General features: G+C 63.6%; 11 protein-coding genes. 8 read left to right on the top strand and 3 right to left on the bottom strand.

Annotated features, from left to right (window positions below; genetic code table 11):
- Window position 1 precedes the first annotated feature (1 nt).
- The 3 genes from minE to DAAJ005_RS15730 all read left to right on the top strand — a co-directional run bounded on the left by minE (window position 2) and on the right by DAAJ005_RS15730 (window position 2,823).
- Window positions 2–253 carry a cell division topological specificity factor MinE gene (gene minE / locus DAAJ005_RS15720; protein WP_151847930.1) on the top strand — a complete coding sequence of 84 codons (252 nt, stop codon included), beginning with the start codon at window positions 2–4 and terminating at the stop codon, window positions 251–253.
- Window positions 254–473: 220 nt separating this feature from the next.
- Window positions 474–1,553 (top strand): FtsW/RodA/SpoVE family cell cycle protein, encoded by a 1,080-nt coding sequence (locus DAAJ005_RS15725; protein WP_226342475.1) that lies wholly within the window; start codon window positions 474–476, stop codon window positions 1,551–1,553.
- A 31-nt stretch (window positions 1,554–1,584) separates the two neighbouring features.
- Window positions 1,585–2,823: an MFS transporter gene (locus DAAJ005_RS15730; protein WP_226342476.1), complete on the top strand. Its 1,239-nt coding sequence runs from the start codon at window positions 1,585–1,587 to the stop codon at window positions 2,821–2,823.
- A gap of 84 nt (window positions 2,824–2,907) precedes the next feature.
- Here the strand turns inward: DAAJ005_RS15730 and tal are convergent, their stop codons facing one another.
- Window positions 2,908–3,873 (bottom strand): transaldolase, encoded by a 966-nt coding sequence (gene tal / locus DAAJ005_RS15735; protein WP_151847931.1) that lies wholly within the window; start codon window positions 3,871–3,873, stop codon window positions 2,908–2,910.
- Between the two features lie 158 nt (window positions 3,874–4,031).
- On the bottom strand, window positions 4,032–5,813 hold the full coding sequence (locus DAAJ005_RS15740; protein ID WP_226342477.1) for an SLC13 family permease: 1,782 nt from the start codon (window positions 5,811–5,813) through the stop codon (window positions 4,032–4,034).
- A 311-nt stretch (window positions 5,814–6,124) separates the two neighbouring features.
- Here DAAJ005_RS15740 and DAAJ005_RS15745 point away from each other — a divergent pair, with 311 nt between their 5' ends.
- From DAAJ005_RS15745 to DAAJ005_RS15755, 3 genes are all read left to right on the top strand, one after another.
- On the top strand, window positions 6,125–9,187 hold the full coding sequence (locus DAAJ005_RS15745; protein ID WP_151847933.1) for a type ISP restriction/modification enzyme: 3,063 nt from the start codon (window positions 6,125–6,127) through the stop codon (window positions 9,185–9,187).
- 390 nt (window positions 9,188–9,577) lie between these two features.
- Window positions 9,578–10,315, top strand: a complete 738-nt coding sequence (locus tag DAAJ005_RS15750; protein WP_151847934.1) for a YebC/PmpR family DNA-binding transcriptional regulator — start codon at window positions 9,578–9,580, stop codon at window positions 10,313–10,315.
- A 289-nt stretch (window positions 10,316–10,604) separates the two neighbouring features.
- Complete coding sequence (locus DAAJ005_RS15755) at window positions 10,605–11,105, top strand: trypco2 family protein (protein ID WP_151847935.1); 501 nt, start codon at window positions 10,605–10,607, stop codon at window positions 11,103–11,105.
- A 4-nt stretch (window positions 11,106–11,109) separates the two neighbouring features.
- On the opposite strand, the gene DAAJ005_RS15760 is transcribed toward DAAJ005_RS15755, so the two are convergent.
- Window positions 11,110–12,609: an amidohydrolase gene (locus DAAJ005_RS15760; protein ID WP_151847936.1), complete on the bottom strand. Its 1,500-nt coding sequence runs from the start codon at window positions 12,607–12,609 to the stop codon at window positions 11,110–11,112.
- Window positions 12,610–12,909: 300 nt separating this feature from the next.
- On the opposite strand from DAAJ005_RS15760, the gene DAAJ005_RS15765 reads away from it, so the two are divergent.
- Window positions 12,910–13,944, top strand: coding sequence for a response regulator (locus DAAJ005_RS15765; protein WP_029483932.1), 1,035 nt, complete (start codon window positions 12,910–12,912; stop codon window positions 13,942–13,944).
- A gap of 411 nt (window positions 13,945–14,355) precedes the next feature.
- Window positions 14,356–15,711: an HD-GYP domain-containing protein gene (locus DAAJ005_RS15770; protein WP_370519731.1), complete on the top strand. Its 1,356-nt coding sequence runs from the start codon at window positions 14,356–14,358 to the stop codon at window positions 15,709–15,711.
- Window positions 15,712–15,735: the final 24 nt, after the last annotated feature.

Below are 15,735 nucleotides of genomic sequence, written 5' to 3' on the forward strand. Positions count from 1 at the left end.
CATGTTTTCCTGGCTCAAGCGTGGGCGCACCAAAGAAACCCTGAAAGACCGCCTGGAACTGGTGCTGGCCTATGACCGCGCCCAGATTCCCCCCGGCAAGGTGGAAGCCCTGAGAAACGATCTGCTGGAAGTGGTCCGCAAGTATTTCCCCACGGGCCAGAGCAGCATCGAGATCGAGCAGCGCGGCGACATGGTGGTGCTGCTGGCGAACATCCCCATCGACGAGAACGCGCAGGGCCGCACCAAGCCCTGAAGACCCTGAGTCTTATTCAACCTGCGCCGCCGGACCTCATCAGTCCGGCGGCGCTTTATTTGTTCAGCGGACCCCGACCCCAGAACGCGCCCAGGCCAATGCCAAACACCAGCCCGGACATCCAGGCTTCCCTGCTGTTTCTAAACTTCATGGCTCCACCATGCCTATTCCCCACCGGGGAATCCCACCCTGGAACCCGTCTGTGCCGTAGCCTGTAGGGGTGAGGGAAGCCTTTAAATACGATCTGCGTTTTCCACTGATCATCGCGGCTCTGCTGGTGGTGGGCCTGATGACGGTCAGCACCGCCGCGCTGTCGCCACGCGCCGCACCAGGGATTTTTACCAAGCAGCTCGTCGGGGTGGCACTGGCCGCCGTGCCGCTGGCGCTGCTGTGGTGGGCGGGCAGAGACCGCATCTATGCCTTTGCGCCGTGGGTTTATGGCTCGGCACTTGCTTTGCAGGCCAGCACATTTGTCATTGGCCGCGAGGTCAATGGCCAGCGCAACTGGATCGAGATCGGCCCGGTTCAGTTCCAGCCACTCGAAATCCTGAAGTTCGCCCTGATCCTGATGCTGGCAGTGGCGTTGCGCGCCGGGTACAAGGGGATGAGGACTTACCTGTGGGCCTTTGCCGTCTTCCTGCCTGCCGTGGGGCTGGTGGTCCTGCAAGACTTCGGCGGGGCGCTGGTCCTGAGCGTCATCTTCGGGGTAATCCTGCTGGCCGCACGCATTCCGTGGTGGCACGCGCTGCTGGCCGTGCTGCTGGTGGGCGCTGCCGTTCCCACCGTGCTGTACCCGCACCTGGAGCCGTACCAGCAAAAGCGGCTGACCATCTTTCTGGACCCCTATCAGGACCCACGCGGGGCGGGGTATCAGGTGATTCAAAGCACGATTGCCGTGGGTTCGGGCGGCGTGCAGGGCAAGGGTTACAAGCAGGGCAGCCAGTCACACAACGGCTTCCTGCCGGAAGCGCACACAGATTTTGCCTTCAGCACCTGGGCCGAGGAACAGGGGCTGGTGGGCGGACTGGCGGTGCTGGCGATGTACGGCCTGCTGTTCTGGGGTCTGGCGGGCATGGCGGCGGGTTCTCCTCGCTTGCAGGACCAGATTCTGTTCGCGGGTGTGCTGGGACAGGTGGGGTTTCAGGCGCTGGAGAACATCGGCGCGGCGCTGGGCGTGTTGCCGCTGACCGGGATCACACTGCCGCTGATCAGCTACGGCCTGAGCAGTCTGGTCAGCACGCTGGCAACGCTGGGGCTGGCCTACGTGGTCTACCGGGACCGCTTCGAGGGATCGATCTGAACGTGAAGCGTCAGAGGCGGGGTGGGGGAGCGTGACCATCGCCGCGCCCCCACCCCTGGCCCCCGTCCAGCCCCCACCATTCCGCCTGTCCGGGGCGCAACTGGGCCTGATCGCCTCCAACTTTTTAATGTGGGGTGGGTTCTTCGCCGTGATTCCCCTCATCACGGTTCATTTCGCCGGGTCCGTGGAATCGGGCGGGCTGGGCTGGGCGGCGGCCAGCGTGGGGCTGGTGCTGGGCCTGCGGCAACTGACGCAACAGGGCCTGACCGTACTGGGCGGGGCGTGGGCAGACCGGGTGGGTCCCAAACCACTGATTCTGGCCGGATGCGTGCTGCGCTCGCTGGGCTTCGCGTGGATGGCCTTCAGCGGCACGCTGCCGGTCCTGCTGGCCTCGGCACTCCTGGCGGGGATCGGGGGCGGGTTGTTCGACGCGCCCAAGAACGCCGCCATTACCGCCGTGACCCAGCCGGAACACCGCACGCAGATGTTCAGTCTGGCGAGTATCTCGGGCAATCTGGGCATGGTGACAGGGCCGATGATCGGGGCGGCGCTGCTGGGGCTGGGGTTTCAGGTGGCGGCGCTGGCCTCGGCGTGCGTGTACCTGCTGGCCGCCGCCGTGATGGGCCTGACCCTGCCGCATGTGCGCCCGCCGAAACGTCCACCCGGAAGTGGGATGGCTGGCCTGCGCGCCGCCGCCAACAACGCACCGTTTCGCCGCTTTACCCTCGTGCTGATCGGCTACTTTCTACTGAGTACACAGATCAACGTGGCGGTGACCCTCAAGGCGATTGCGCTGGCGGGGCCGCAGGCCACCGGGCCGCTCTACGTGGTATCGGCGGGGCTGGCAGTGGCGCTGCAATACCCGCTATTGCGGCTGGCCGAGCGCTACCTGCGTGTCCGCACGGTGCTGACGCTGGCGGTGGGCGCGGTGGGCGTGGCGCTGGGACTGATGGCGCTGGCCGACAGTTTCGGGGCGCTGCTGCTGTGCGTGGGGCTGTACAGCCTGGGCACCATGCTGGTCTACCCCACGCAGCAGACCCTGACTGCCCGCTTTGCCCCTGCCGGGCAGGTGGGCAGTTACTTCGGCTTCAGCGCCATCAGTCTGGGCGTGGGCGGGGCGCTGGGCAGCGTGCTGGGCGGCTGGCTGGTAGACACGGGCGCGAGCATAGGCATGCCTGCCCTGCCCTGGATTCTCCTGGCCGCCACCGGACTGGTCACCGCCTGGGGCCTGCGCTGGGCACTGCGCGATCTGGCCCCGGCTCCGCGCTAAAGCACCTGGCAGTTCCGTACCACATAGAGAAACCGCCTGACGCCCTCAATTTTGGGGCGATCAGACGGTCGATTTATCAGACGCTCAGTTCTGCTTGACTTCCACCAGCAGTTTGCCCAGTTTCTCGGTGTCGGCGGCAAAGCCCCGGATACCCTCATACAGCTTCTCGCCCGCCATCGCATTGCTGGCGAGGCTGTAGCGGAACTGCGCCTCGGTGATCATGGCCTCGGTCTCGTGGCCCATCTTCTCGTCCAGCCGGACTTCCAGCTTGCCGGTGTCGGCGGCCAGTTCGCCCAGCAATTGCGGGCTGATGGTCAGGCGGTCACACCCGGCTAGAGCTTCGACCTGCGCGGCGCTGCGGAACGACGCGCCCATGATGATCGTTTCGTAGCCGTGCGACTTGAAGTGGTGGAAGATCTCGCGCACCGACAGCACACCGGGGTCTTCATCCACCGCGTAATCCTGGGTGCCGGTGGACTTCTTGTACCAGTCGGTGATGCGGCCCACGAAGGGCGAGATCAGGTACGCCCCGGCCTGGGCACTGGCAATCGCCTGCTCCAGATTGAACAGCAGGGTCATGTTGCAGCGGATGCCTTCTTTTTGCAGGATGCGCGCCGCCTCAATGCCTTCCCAGGTGGAGGCCAGCTTGATCAGAATGCGGTCCTTGCCCACGCCATTTTCTTCGTACAGGGCGATCAGACGACGGGCGCGGGCCAGCATGGCGTCCGTGTCGAAGGACAGGCGGGCGTCCACTTCCGTCGAGACATTGCCGGGGACGATTTTCGTCAGCTCGGTGCCGACACGGACAGTCAGCTTGTCGATCACGTCGTCCACGCTCTCGCCAGACTTCAGCCAGCCGCGCGCCTCGTCCATCAGGCCCTGATAGCCCTCCATCTGCGAGGCTTTGAGGATCAGCGACGGGTTGGTGGTGCAGTCCTGCGGCTGGTATTTCTTGATGGCCTCGATGTCGCCGGTATCGGCAACAACGACGGTGACGGCTTTCAGTTGTTCGAGTTTGTCGGTAGCAACTGCGGTTTGGCTGGGATTCATGGTGAAGCCTCCTGTGTCTGGGTGGGCGAATCGGGTTAGGCCCGACACACGCTTTGGCACGCGCGCTGTCAGGTCAGCACCCTTCAATATGGAACCTTGCTCTGCCGACAGTATGAATCAGAAAAGAGATCAGCCTTCATTCACGGCCTTTTCATGACCTACGACAGCCCCCACACCAGCGCGATCATCGGTGCGCCCACCGCCACCACGATGATTTCCATCGGCAGGCCCACCTTCCAGTAGTCGCTGAACTTGTAACCCCCCGGCCCCATGACCAGCGTGTTGCTCTGATGCCCGATGGGGGTTAAAAAAGCGCTGCTGGCCGCCACCGCCACGGCGATCAGGAAAGCATCCGGATTGGCGTCCAGCCCCTGCGCGATCTTGATGGCAATCGGCGCGGTGATCAGTGCGGCGGCGGCGTTGTTGATGATGTCCGACAGGTTCATGGTCAGGATCATGACCACCACCAGCACGGCCATCACAGGCCAGCCGTCCGTGAGGCCAAGGATGGTTTCTGCGATCAGGTTCGCGCCCCCGGTGCTGGACAGGGCCGCACCCACCGGAATCAGCGTGGCCAGCAGCACCAGAATGGGCCACTCGATGCTCTCGTACACGTCGCGCAGGTTGATCAGACGGAGCAGCAGCATCAGCGTGGCGGCGGCGGTAAACGACACGGCCACCGGCAGCAGGTTCACGGTGGCGGCCAGGATGGCGACCAGGAAAATACCGCCGGTCAACAGCATCTTGCGGGTCTGCCCGGCGGGGACCATGTCCAGCGCCCGCTCGCGCAGGGGCAGGCAGCCCAGGGTGCTGAGCGCCTCGTCGATAGAGGGGCGCGGCCCATGCACCAGCAGCACGTCCCCGGCCTTGAACTTGGCATTCACCAGCCGCTCGCGCAGGCGCTGGCCTTGGCGCGACACCGCGATCAGGTTGATATTGAACCGCTGGCGCAGACGCAGGCTCACGGCACTCTGGCCCACGATGGGCGACAGCGCCGTGACCACCACCTCGGCCAGCGTGACGTCATCGGACGCCAGTTGCTCGGGGGTGATCTTCTCGTTGCCCACCAGGGTTAACTGACCGTCTTCCACCAGTTCGGTCAGCTTGGCGGCGGTGGCCTCCACGATCAATACGTCGCCCGCCTGAAGCACCGTGAACGCCGTGGGAAAGGGGCGCTGCGATTCGCCGCGCACGAGGGAGACCACCTGCACGCCCTCCACCTTGCCCAGATCCATCACGCGCTGCCCGGCCAGGGGGCTGCTTTCCGGCAATCTCACTTCCGTCATATAGTCGGCCATGCGGTATAGATCCGCGCGGTTCTCGCCCGACACCCGCTGAGGCAGCAGCCGCCAGCCTAAAAAGGCCAGATACAGCACGCCCGCCGCCGCCACCGCAACGCCCACCGGGGTAAAGCTGAACATGTTGTACGCCTCGCCCAGCAGGTCGCGGCGCAGGTTGGAGATGATCAGGTTGGGCGGCGTGCCGATCAATGTGGTCATGCCGCCCAGCAGCGAGGCGAAGGCCAGCGGCATCAGCAGCGTGCTGGCGGAGCGACCCGCACGGTTGGCCAGCGTGATCGCCACCGGCAGCATGATCGCCAGCGCGCCCACGTTGTTCATGATCGAGCTGAGCAGCGCCACCACGGCGCACATCGCCAGCACCTGCACACTCATGTTGTTGCCCACCCGCCCCAGCCCGCGCACCAGTACATTGACCAGCCCGGTCTTTTGCAGCGCCTGACTGATCACCAGCACGGCGGCCACCGTGATCACGGCGGGTTCGGAAAAGCCCTTGAAGGCGTCGTTGCCCTTGACCACGCCGGTCAATGTCAGTGTCAGCAGCGCCAACATGCCCACCACGTCGTAACGCCATTTGCCCCACACGAACAGCACCAGCGCGCCGAAGAGGGTGGCGAAGACCAGCAGTTGAGGGGTGGTCATGGACGCAACCGGGGAGGACTTCGGAAGCTGGAGACTCGGTGGGATGGCGTGGGCATAGGCTGCGCGCATTCTAGGGGTGGGGTTGGGGGACGGCACGCTTGGGTGGGGTTTAGAGAGGCAGTGGGGCTGGTTTTGTGGTGTGGCCGTCTGCGGTTTAACCCCTCCGCCCCTCCGGGGCACCTCCCCTCAAGGGGAGGCAAGAGTTTCGGAATTGCTCGGCCAGCAGCGCACTCTTGGCTCCCCTCAAGGGGAGCTGGCTGCGAAGCAGACTGAGGGGTTTCTTTTTCGCTCGCCCGCTAAACTACTTTCCAATGTCCTTACCCCTGGTCAAGTCCTTTCAAAAGCGGCTGGAAGACATCGTGACCCACGGCGGCACGCGCAACGAGAGCAGCGTGCGCGCGGCCTTTCAGACCCTGCTGAGCGGGTGGGCCGAGGGTCAGGGCGATCTGCGCCTGATTCCCGAAGCGGGGTATTCGCCACCGGGCCAGAAGAATGTCCTGCGCCCAGACGGCACCCTCAAGGACGCCTTGCAACAGGCGCACGGCTACTGGGAGAGCAAAGACGAAGCCGACAATCTGGACGACGAAATCCAGAAGAAGTTTGCCCTGGGCTATCCGCGCGACAACATCATTTTTGAGGACAGCCAGACCGCTGTACTCATCCAGCACGGCGAGGAAGTCATGCGCGCGGACATGGCCGACGCCGACGCGCTGAACACGCTGCTGGGGCTGTTCTTTGCCTTCGAGCCGCCGGAAGTGACCGAGTTCCGCAAGGCCATCGAAAGTTTTCGGGCAGAGTTGCCGGGGCTGCTGGACGTGCTGCGGGGGGCGATTGCCGACGCCGAGGTCGAAGACGATTACCGCCAGCGCCGCGACGAGTTCATAGAGACCGCGCGCAAGGCCATGAATCCGGCCTTCAATGCCCGCGACGCCGGGGAAATGCTGATCCAGCACATCCTGACGGGCGAGATTTTTCAGGGCGTGTTCGACAACGCGCAGTATCTGGAGGAAAACAACATCGCGCAGCAGTTGCAGAAGCTGGCCGAGACCTTTTACAAGGGGAAAATCCGGCGCGACGTGGACGGGCGCACCAAACGCTATTACGGCGCGATTAAAGCCGCTGCCAGCAAGATTGCCGATCACCACGAGAAGCAAAAGTTTCTGAAGGTGCTGTACGAGACCTTTTACCGCGCCTACAACCCCGCCGGGGCCGACAAGCTGGGCATCTTCTACACCCCTGGCGAGATCGTGCGTTTCATGATCGAGGCCACCGATACGCTGCTGAACCGGCATTTTGGGACCGGGCTGGCCGACAGGGGCGTGGAGATTCTGGACCCCGCCACCGGAACGGGCACGTTTATTACCGAGCTGATCGACTACCTGCCGCGCAACAAACTGGCGTACAAGTACGAGCATGAGCTGCACTGCAACGAGCTGGCGCTGCTGCCGTACTACATCGCCAATCTGAATATCGAGGCCACCTACGAGCAGAAGATGGGCCACTACGCCGAGTTTAAAAACATCGTGCTGGTGGACACGCTGGACAATACGGGCTTTGGGATTCAGGGCGAGTACAACGCGCTGTTCCAGAGCGTGAGCGCCGAGAACCTGGAGCGGGTGCAGCGGCAGAACGCCCGCCCGGTGCGCGTGATTATCGGCAACCCGCCGTACCGCGCCAATCAGGCCAACGAGAACGACAACAACAAGAACCGCGAGTATCCCAAGATCGACAAGCGCATCAAGGACACGTACATCGCCCACAGCCGCGCGCAGAAAACCAAGCTGTACGACATGTACGCCCGCTTTTTGCGCTGGGCCACGGACAGGTTGAAACAGGACGGCATCGTGGCCTTCGTCTCGAATAGTTCATTTGTGGACGCCAAAACGTTTGACGGCTTCCGGGAAGTCGTGGCCGAGGAATTTACCGATATTTACGTCATCAACATGCGCGGCAACGCCAACACCAGCGGCGAACGGCGCAAACGCGAGGGCGGCAACGTGTTCAATGATCAGATCAAGGTGGGCGTGGCCGTCTACTTTCTGGTCAAGACCAAGCCGGGCAGCAAGAAAAAGCCGCGCCCCTGCGAGATTCATTACCACGAGGTTCCCGATTTCTGGGACGCCGAACAGAAAAAAGCCTTCCTGCGTGACAACAAATTCTGGGACATCGATTTCGAGCGAATCCGCCCCGACGACAAGCACAACTGGGTCAATCTGGCCGAGCATGATTGGGAGGCGTTTTTACCCGTCGCGGACAAGGAAACGAAAGCCGCCAAGAGTCTGGGGCAGGAGCGGGCGATTTTCAAGGAGTACGCGCCCGGCATCGTTTCGGCCCGTGATGAATGGGTCACTTCTCTGGACGCCAAACACCTTGAAGCCAAGATGAAAGCGTTCATTCCCGAATATGAACTGGGCTATGCGGGCCAGGAATCCGAGGCGCTGAAGGTCAAGTGGTCACGCAACCTGAAATCTCGATTCGACAAGAAAGTGCGCGAGAAATTCTCGAAAAAGCACGTCAGAAAATATGCCTACCGGCCCTATTGCGTACATTATTTTTACAACTCCAGCGTCTATCTGGACGAGGACGGTAGCACCGCTGAATTTTTTCCAGAAGGCTTGCCGAATCTGTCTATATCCTGGAATTTCGGCGGCAATCAGAGCGAGTCTCTGGCAACAGACAAACCCTCAGATTTCCATTTCACGGGCGACTCTCAATGCCTGCCCCTCTACCGCTACAAAGGTAGCGAGCGCATCGACAACATCACCGACTTTGCTCTCAAGGCGTTCCGCACCCACTACAAAAACCCCAAAATCTCGCGCGAGGACATCTTCCACTACGTTTACGCCGTGCTGCACCACCCGGCGTACCGCGAGAAATACGCGCTGAATCTGCGGCAGGAATTCCCGCGTGTTCCCTTTTACCCGGCCTTTGCACAGTGGGCGGCGTGGGGCGCGGAACTGCTGGCCCTGCATGTGGGCTTTGAAACGGTGGCCCCTTACCCCCTGAAGCGCGAGGAACACCCGCCCAAAAACAGCACGCCCGAAGCCCTGGCGCTGGCCCGCAAGGCGAAGCTGAGGCCCGTGCGGGACGCGGCCAAGGACTATACCGGGGCGATTGAACTGGACGGCCTGACCACGTTGCGTGGTGTACCCCCGGAAGCCTGGGTCTACCGCCTGGGCAACCGCAGCGCGCTGGAATGGGTGCTGGAACGCCACAAGGAAAGTACGCCCAAAGACCCCACCATCCGCGAGAAGTTCAACACCTACCGCTTTGCCGATCACAAGGAGCGCGTGATAGACCTGCTGGCCCGCGTGACCACCGTGAGCGTGGAAACGGTGCGCGTGCTGGGGCAGATGCCTGCGGAGACGGTTTAGGGCGGGTCAAACTGAGTTGATTGGTGGCTGCGACGGTTTAACCCCTCCGGCGCTCCGCGCCACCTCCCCTTAGAAGGGAGGCAAGGAGATTCCTATTCTAGACGGTCTTTTGCGCTCCTTGGCTCCCTTTTGAGGGGAGCTGGCTGCGAAGCAGACTGAGGGGTTTCTTTAACGTCTGCGCCTGCTGGTAGACTGATGCTGTTCAGGCATAGTTTTACCGGGCCGGACACCCTGTGCAACCAGGGCGTCCGGCCACTTCCTTTTCTTTTGAGGAGTTAAGGTTGTGGGCCAACGTATCGCCCCGGTCATCTGCCTACTTGTCATGCATCCCGCCCGTCACCGGACCCGCGCAGTCTACCGCGCCGGGCCTCTGGCGTTAGAATCTGCCATATGGCAGGTCACAGCAAATGGTCCCAGATCAAGCGCAAGAAAGGCGCGAACGACAAGAAGCGCAGCGCGATGTACAGCAAGCACATCCGCGCCATCGGGGCGGCGGTGCGCTCCGGCGGCGGCGGCGACCCGGCGGGCAACCTGTCTCTGAAAAACGCGATTGCGGCGGCCAAGACCGACACCGTGCCGATAGACAACATTGAAAACGCCGTCAAACGGGCGCTGGGCGCGGAAGCCGGGGCCGCCGAATTCAAGGAAGTGACCTACGAGGGCTACGGCCCCGGCGGCACGGCCATCTTTATCGAGGCGCTGACGGATAACGTCAACCGCACCGTGGCCGACATTCGCTCTGTGTTCAACAAGCGTGGCGGGTCCCTGGGCACCAGCGGCAGTGTGGCGTGGCAGTTCGAGAAAAAAGGCGTGCTGCTGCTGCGCGACACCGCCGAGGCCGTGCAGGAAATCGCCATCGAGAACGGCGCGGAGGACATCCAGGAATCTGAAGAGGGGCTGGAAATCAGCACCGGACCCGCCGACTTGTACGCCGTGCAGGAGGCCCTAAGCGGCGCGGGCTACGAGATCGAGAACGCGGCCCTGACCATGATTCCCAACGTGCTGGTCACCGTGGAGGGCGACGACGTCCGCAAACTGCTGGTCATCATCGACGCGCTGGAAGAACTGGACGACGTGCAGAACGTGTATTCCAACGCCGACATGCCGGAAGACGAGGACGAGGAATAACACGGACTTCGATTGAAAGGTGTTGGAAACACCTGAAAATCCGAACGAAGTGAGTGGGAGAAAAACGGGTGCCAGGCATGGAGTGCAGGAATCGGCGCTGTCCCGATTTCTGTACGAAATAGACGGAATCCGTATAACCAAGGCCCTGCCGGAGCGCAGGCGTACACTGGTTCCAGATCGTTTCCACGCTTACAGATCGCTGGCAAGCGCAGGAACGAACGGCACGGTTCCGCCCGCAGTTTCCGGCCCCCGCGCCCCGTCTTCTCTGAGACTGCGCCGGGGGAGAAATATGCCCAACAGGGCCGTGTCGGTGCTGGAATTTGTGACGGCGGTACAGGCCAGTGTCGCCCAGGATTTTGGGGAGGAGGGCGGCGATCCCAGCGCGCTGGTGGTGCAGCACATCGAGCTGGAGCTGAAAACGGTGCTGTCCCAGAAAGCGGGCGGCGGCTTCGAGTGGCGGCTGATCACGGTAGAGGGCCAGGAAACCAGCGCCCAGACCCAGATCCTCTCGCTGTGCTGGGAGCGGAGGCCCGTGCAAAAAAGCTTCGCCCCGGAATCGCTGCCCATGGACCTGCCCTATCAGCTCATCGCGGGCATCAACGCCCTGCGAATCGGGGCCGGGGCGTGGGAACAGCTTTCGGGCGCACTGCCGTTTCGCTCGGTGGGCGGCCAACTGGTCTTCGCGGTGGCGGTGCAGGAAGACGGCAGCCTGTACATCGGCAAATTCGGCGGCGGCGCGGGCGAGGGGCGAATGCACACCGTCACGCTGAAACTGGCTCCGCTGGGCTGAATCGCTAAAACACCAGCGCCCGCGCGTTGCCGCCCAGCTTGTCCCAGAGCGTAAAGGCCGCGCGTGCGCCGGGGCGGATGTGGCCCTCGTCGTCCCAACCCGCCGCCACCGCCGGGCCGCGCGTGTGCGCCCACAGCACGTCCTCCACGGTCATGGCCTCGTTCGGGGCCAGCCGTCCGCCGCTGTCGTCCACGCGGGTGATCGCAGCGGCAAAACTGGCGCGTGGATCGGGGGCCGCCACCGGGGCGTCGCTGCCGAAGGCCAGAATCGCCCCGGCGTCCATCAGGGACTTGAAAGCATAACTGCCGTCTGCCAGATGCGGCATCAGTTCGCGGATCATCGGCGCGTCGGCCTGAAGGTGGATGGGCTGCACGCTGCACACGAAGCCTTTGTGACGCGCAATGTCCTCGGGGCGCAGATGCTGGGAATGCTCGATTCTCAGGCGGATGCCCTTTGCCTCGGCGGCGGCACGCAGATCGTCGTAGACGTTCAGCACCTCAGTATTGGCCCGGTCCCCGATGGCGTGGGTCACGGGGGTGAGGCCTAGGGCAATGGCCTCCAGCCCGCGCTCGCGGATCAGTTCCGGGGGATCCAGGGCAATGCCAGTTCCGGAACCGTCGGCAAAACCGGGGGCGTGCAGCCACGCGGTACGGCTGCCCAGCGCGCCGTCCGCAAAGAATTTGACGCCGCCCCACTGGAACAGTCCACTGCCGCCGGAGCCGATGCCCAGTTCGCGGGCCGCATCTAGGCGGGTGTGCGGCAGGCAGGCCCAGATTCTCAGCGGCAGCTCGCCGCGCGCCGCCAGCATCTGGATGGCTCGGGGGGCATCGGGCGACTCGTAGGCCATCGTGTGCGTGCTGACATACCCGCGCGAGGCCAGATCATCGGCCCCGGCTTTCGCCGCCTTCAGATACTCGGCCTCGCTGGGGGCGGGCATCACGGCAGAGACCAACCCGCTGGCGTGTTCCAGCAGGCAGCCCAGAGGATGAACAATCTGGCCGCCCTCCGGGTTCGGGGTCTCCAGCGTGATTCCGGCGGCGCGCAGGGCGGCGCTGTTCACCCAGGTCATATGCAGATCGCGCGAGAAGAGTTGCACCGGGTGGTGGGGGCTGACCTCGTCCAGCAGGGCTGCCGTCGGATAGCCATTCAGTCCCAGTTCCGAGAGCAGAAAGCCGCCGCCACGAATCCAGGTTCCGGCGGGGGTGTTCATCGCCACCTGCGCCACCCGGGCCTGCACCTCGGAGACGCTGCGTGCGCCGTGCAGGTTGATCTGCGACAGCGAGAACCCGTAGGCCACCAGGTGCGTATGGGCGTCGCACAACCCCGGCGTCAGGATCAGGTCACGGTGATCGAGAACCTCGGCGCGTGGGGCCAGCGCCCGCAGGTCCGCCGCCTGGCCCACGGCCAGCACGCGCCCGCCGCCCACCAGTACGGCCTCGGCACGCGGCTGGGCGCGGTCCTGGGTGATGACCTGGGCCTGGATGATGGTCATGGATTGGGTCATGGTTCGCAGAGTAATGCACAGGATGTCATGCAATGCACAGGACCGGGAGACGGAAATGCGCCCAGTCCCACGCCACCCGGACGGCTAGCAGCGCATCCCACAGCCGTTTTTCAGGCAGGACCGGACTGCCTGGGCAGCAGCATAGCCAGGGTCATTCGCAGATCAGGTCCTGTACTTCGAGGAAGAGGCTGCGAGTTTTTCATTCTCCCAGTCGATCAGAACTGCCTCCGCTGGCCCCGTCGATGAAGCTTTGTCTACTTTCATCCATGCTGCCCTCACCCTTCTGTTAGAATCGCCCATATGCCCCGGATTCTCGTGGTGGATGACGACGCCGCCATCCTCAAACTCGTCAGCGTGATCCTCAGCCGCGCCGGGCATGAGGTGCGCACCAGCAACCATCCCGTGGAAGCGCTGGAACTCCTCAAGGTCTTCACCCCGGATCTGGTGATCAGCGACGTGGTGATGCCGTACATGACGGGTCTGGAATTCCTGGAAAAGATGCGCGAACACGAGCATCTCTCGGCCATTCCCTTCATGCTCCTGAGCAGCCACGCCGAGCGCGGCGATGTGCGCCGGGGCATGAACCTGGGTGCAGACGACTACCTGCCCAAGCCGTTTACCCCGCAGGACCTGACCGTGGCCATCGACGCCCGCCTGCGCCGCGCGGGCCTGAACGTGCAGGCCGAGGGCGGGATGCAGGCCAAGGCGCTGGGCACCGCGCAGGTGGTCTGGCAGGGCGCGGCGGTGTCGTGGGTCAGCCGCAAGGCGCTGGAACTGTTCTTCTTTTTACTGGAACACAAGGAGGTCACCAGTTGGGAGGCCGCCGAGGCGCTGTGGCCGGAAAAGGACGAGGCGCGTGCAAGCAGTCTGTTTCACACCACCCTGCACCGCCTGCGCCGCAGCCTGAGCAGCGAAACCGTGGTCAGCGCCAACCGCCGCTACGCGCTGGCGGGCGATCTGAATCCCGAATACGACGTGTACCGCTTCGAACTGCTGGCGACACAGGCCGAACACGGCAGCCTGGGCTTGGAAGAAATGCGCGAGCTGACCAGTCAGTACGGCACCTTTCTGCCCGGCGCAGACAGCCCCTGGGTGGACGACGTGCGCTCCCGGCTGGAGCAAAAGCAGATGAGCGTCCTCAGTCTGGCCGCCCGCGCCGCCACCGAGGCGGGTCGGTCCAAGGACGCCGCCCAGTTTCACCAGCGCGCCCTGGCCATCGATCCCATGAGCGAGCTGGACTGGCAGGGCCTGGCCCGCGCCCTGGACACCATCGGCGATCCCCGCGCCCGCCTGGCCGCCCAGCGCGAGGCGTGGTGGGCTGTTGATCTGGACTGAGGATTCTCAACAGTTTGAACTGAAAAGTCTGAATGCAGAGAGTACTGCCGTCAAGCAGCCATAAGCTCTCGAGACCAGTTCAAATTCGACCCTGTTTAAATTCGGCTCTGAACGTTCGGACCCGGATATCCCACAAAGACTTCAGAAAAGATATAAAGATTCAGGATCAGTCAATCCCAGTTTTGACTAAAAACACGGCAGTGGGTGGAGATTGTCTGGGTATTCGCAATAACGCAATCTCAGACCCAGACTTCAGAACCGGCCTCCGAGCGCCGCCGTTTCGGGTCTTGTTCTGGACAGAGGCAGCGGGTTGACAGGCCACATTGCCCCCATCCAGGGGATGCTTTTCACTGGTTGAGAACGACCGCGAAAACATTAAATTTGTAAGAATGTCGGTGCTAGACTTTTGAGGTGTCTTTTCCCAGCCTCTGGTCTTACTTGCTGCTGCTACTGGGAACCGGGACCGTGGGTTACGCGTCCTACGGTCATTATCCGGGTCTGATGGCCGGTGCGGGCGTGCTGCTCATCATCGGGGCCTGGTCCCTGGGGATGGCGTGGCGCTGGGCGGCGTTGCTGCTCTATGTGGTGGCCTTCGTGGCCTCGCTGGTACTGCCGGGTCACACCGCGACGGTGCAGGAGTTACTAGGTGCGCTGCTGATGATCGGCGGTCTGGGCTATATCATCCTGCGCGAACAGGGCACCGAGCGCGAACTGGAGTGGCAGCGCAATACCGTGGTGGCGCTCCGCAACGGCAGCGAGCGGCTGGCCGAGGCCCGTGACGAGCAGGCCATCATCCGCGCCGGCATCGGTATCCTGAGTACGCTGAAGGTTGCGCCCAATCTGGCCTTCGTGGCCTACCGCCAGGGCACGCCGTACATCCTGGCCGCCAAGGGAGCCTACGAGGCGCTGCTGGAACGCCCGATCCACCCCAGCCACAACGACAGCCGCAGCGTCCAGGCAGACCACTGGGTGGCCGAGGAAGCGCTGGACCTGCTGAAAAAGCCGCAGCGCCGCCGCTACCATGTGGCCCCGGTGTACGGGCGGGCCTCCAACCACCTGGGCGTGCTGATCCTGACCCGCAACACCGACGTGGACTTCGATGAGGAAGAAACCTCGGTGGTGGCCTCCTTCGCCCGGCTACTGGGCGCGCAACTGGGGCAATTGAGCGCCATCCGCGAGCTGCGTGACGCCAACGACCTGACCCTGCGCTCGCTGGGCGCGGCCCTGGAACGCCGCGACGACGACACCGGCGGCCACACCACCCGCGTGGTCAGTATGAGCCTGCGTCTGGCCCGCCGCCTGGGCTGGGACGAGGAACAGGTGCGGGCGCTGCGCTGGGGCGCGTACTTGCACGACCTGGGCAAACTGGCCATTCCCGATCAGATCCTGCACAAGCGCGGGCCGCTGGACCCCGGCGAGCGGCAGGTGATCCAGACCCACACCACCATCGGCTACGAGATGCTCCAGGACCTGCACTTCCTGCCCGCCGAGACGCTGGATCTGGTGCGCTACCACCACGAGCGCTGGGACGGCACCGGCTATCCCGCCAGTCTGCGCGGCCAGAACATCCCCGAAACGGCCCGCGTGTTCTCGATTGTCGACGTGTATGACGCCCTGACCAACGCCCGTCCTTACAAGCTCGCCTGGACCCGCGAACGCGCCATGGCTGAGATCCGTGCCCAGGCCGGGCGACAATTCGATCCGCAGTATGTGGACGCCTTCCTGCGCATGATGGCCGAGCAGGACGACGCCGTGATCGTGAGCTGAATCTGCCTTCCACCATCTGACCGA

The organism is Deinococcus sp. AJ005 (assembly GCF_009017495.1).
Classification (GTDB): Bacteria; Deinococcota; Deinococci; order Deinococcales; family Deinococcaceae; genus Deinococcus.

Coding starts and splice junctions, on each gene's coding strand:
- minE (WP_151847930.1), top strand. CDS start 2: ATGTTTTCCTGGCTCAAGCGTGGGCGCACCAAAGAAACCCTGAAAGAC.
- tal (WP_151847931.1), bottom strand. CDS start 3,873: ATGAATCCCAGCCAAACCGCAGTTGCTACCGACAAACTCGAACAACTG.
- DAAJ005_RS15740 (WP_226342477.1), bottom strand. CDS start 5,813: ATGACCACCCCTCAACTGCTGGTCTTCGCCACCCTCTTCGGCGCGCTG.
- DAAJ005_RS15745 (WP_151847933.1), top strand. CDS start 6,125: ATGTCCTTACCCCTGGTCAAGTCCTTTCAAAAGCGGCTGGAAGACATC.
- DAAJ005_RS15750 (WP_151847934.1), top strand. CDS start 9,578: ATGGCAGGTCACAGCAAATGGTCCCAGATCAAGCGCAAGAAAGGCGCG.
- DAAJ005_RS15755 (WP_151847935.1), top strand. CDS start 10,605: ATGCCCAACAGGGCCGTGTCGGTGCTGGAATTTGTGACGGCGGTACAG.
- DAAJ005_RS15760 (WP_151847936.1), bottom strand. CDS start 12,609: ATGACCCAATCCATGACCATCATCCAGGCCCAGGTCATCACCCAGGAC.
- DAAJ005_RS15765 (WP_029483932.1), top strand. CDS start 12,910: ATGCCCCGGATTCTCGTGGTGGATGACGACGCCGCCATCCTCAAACTC.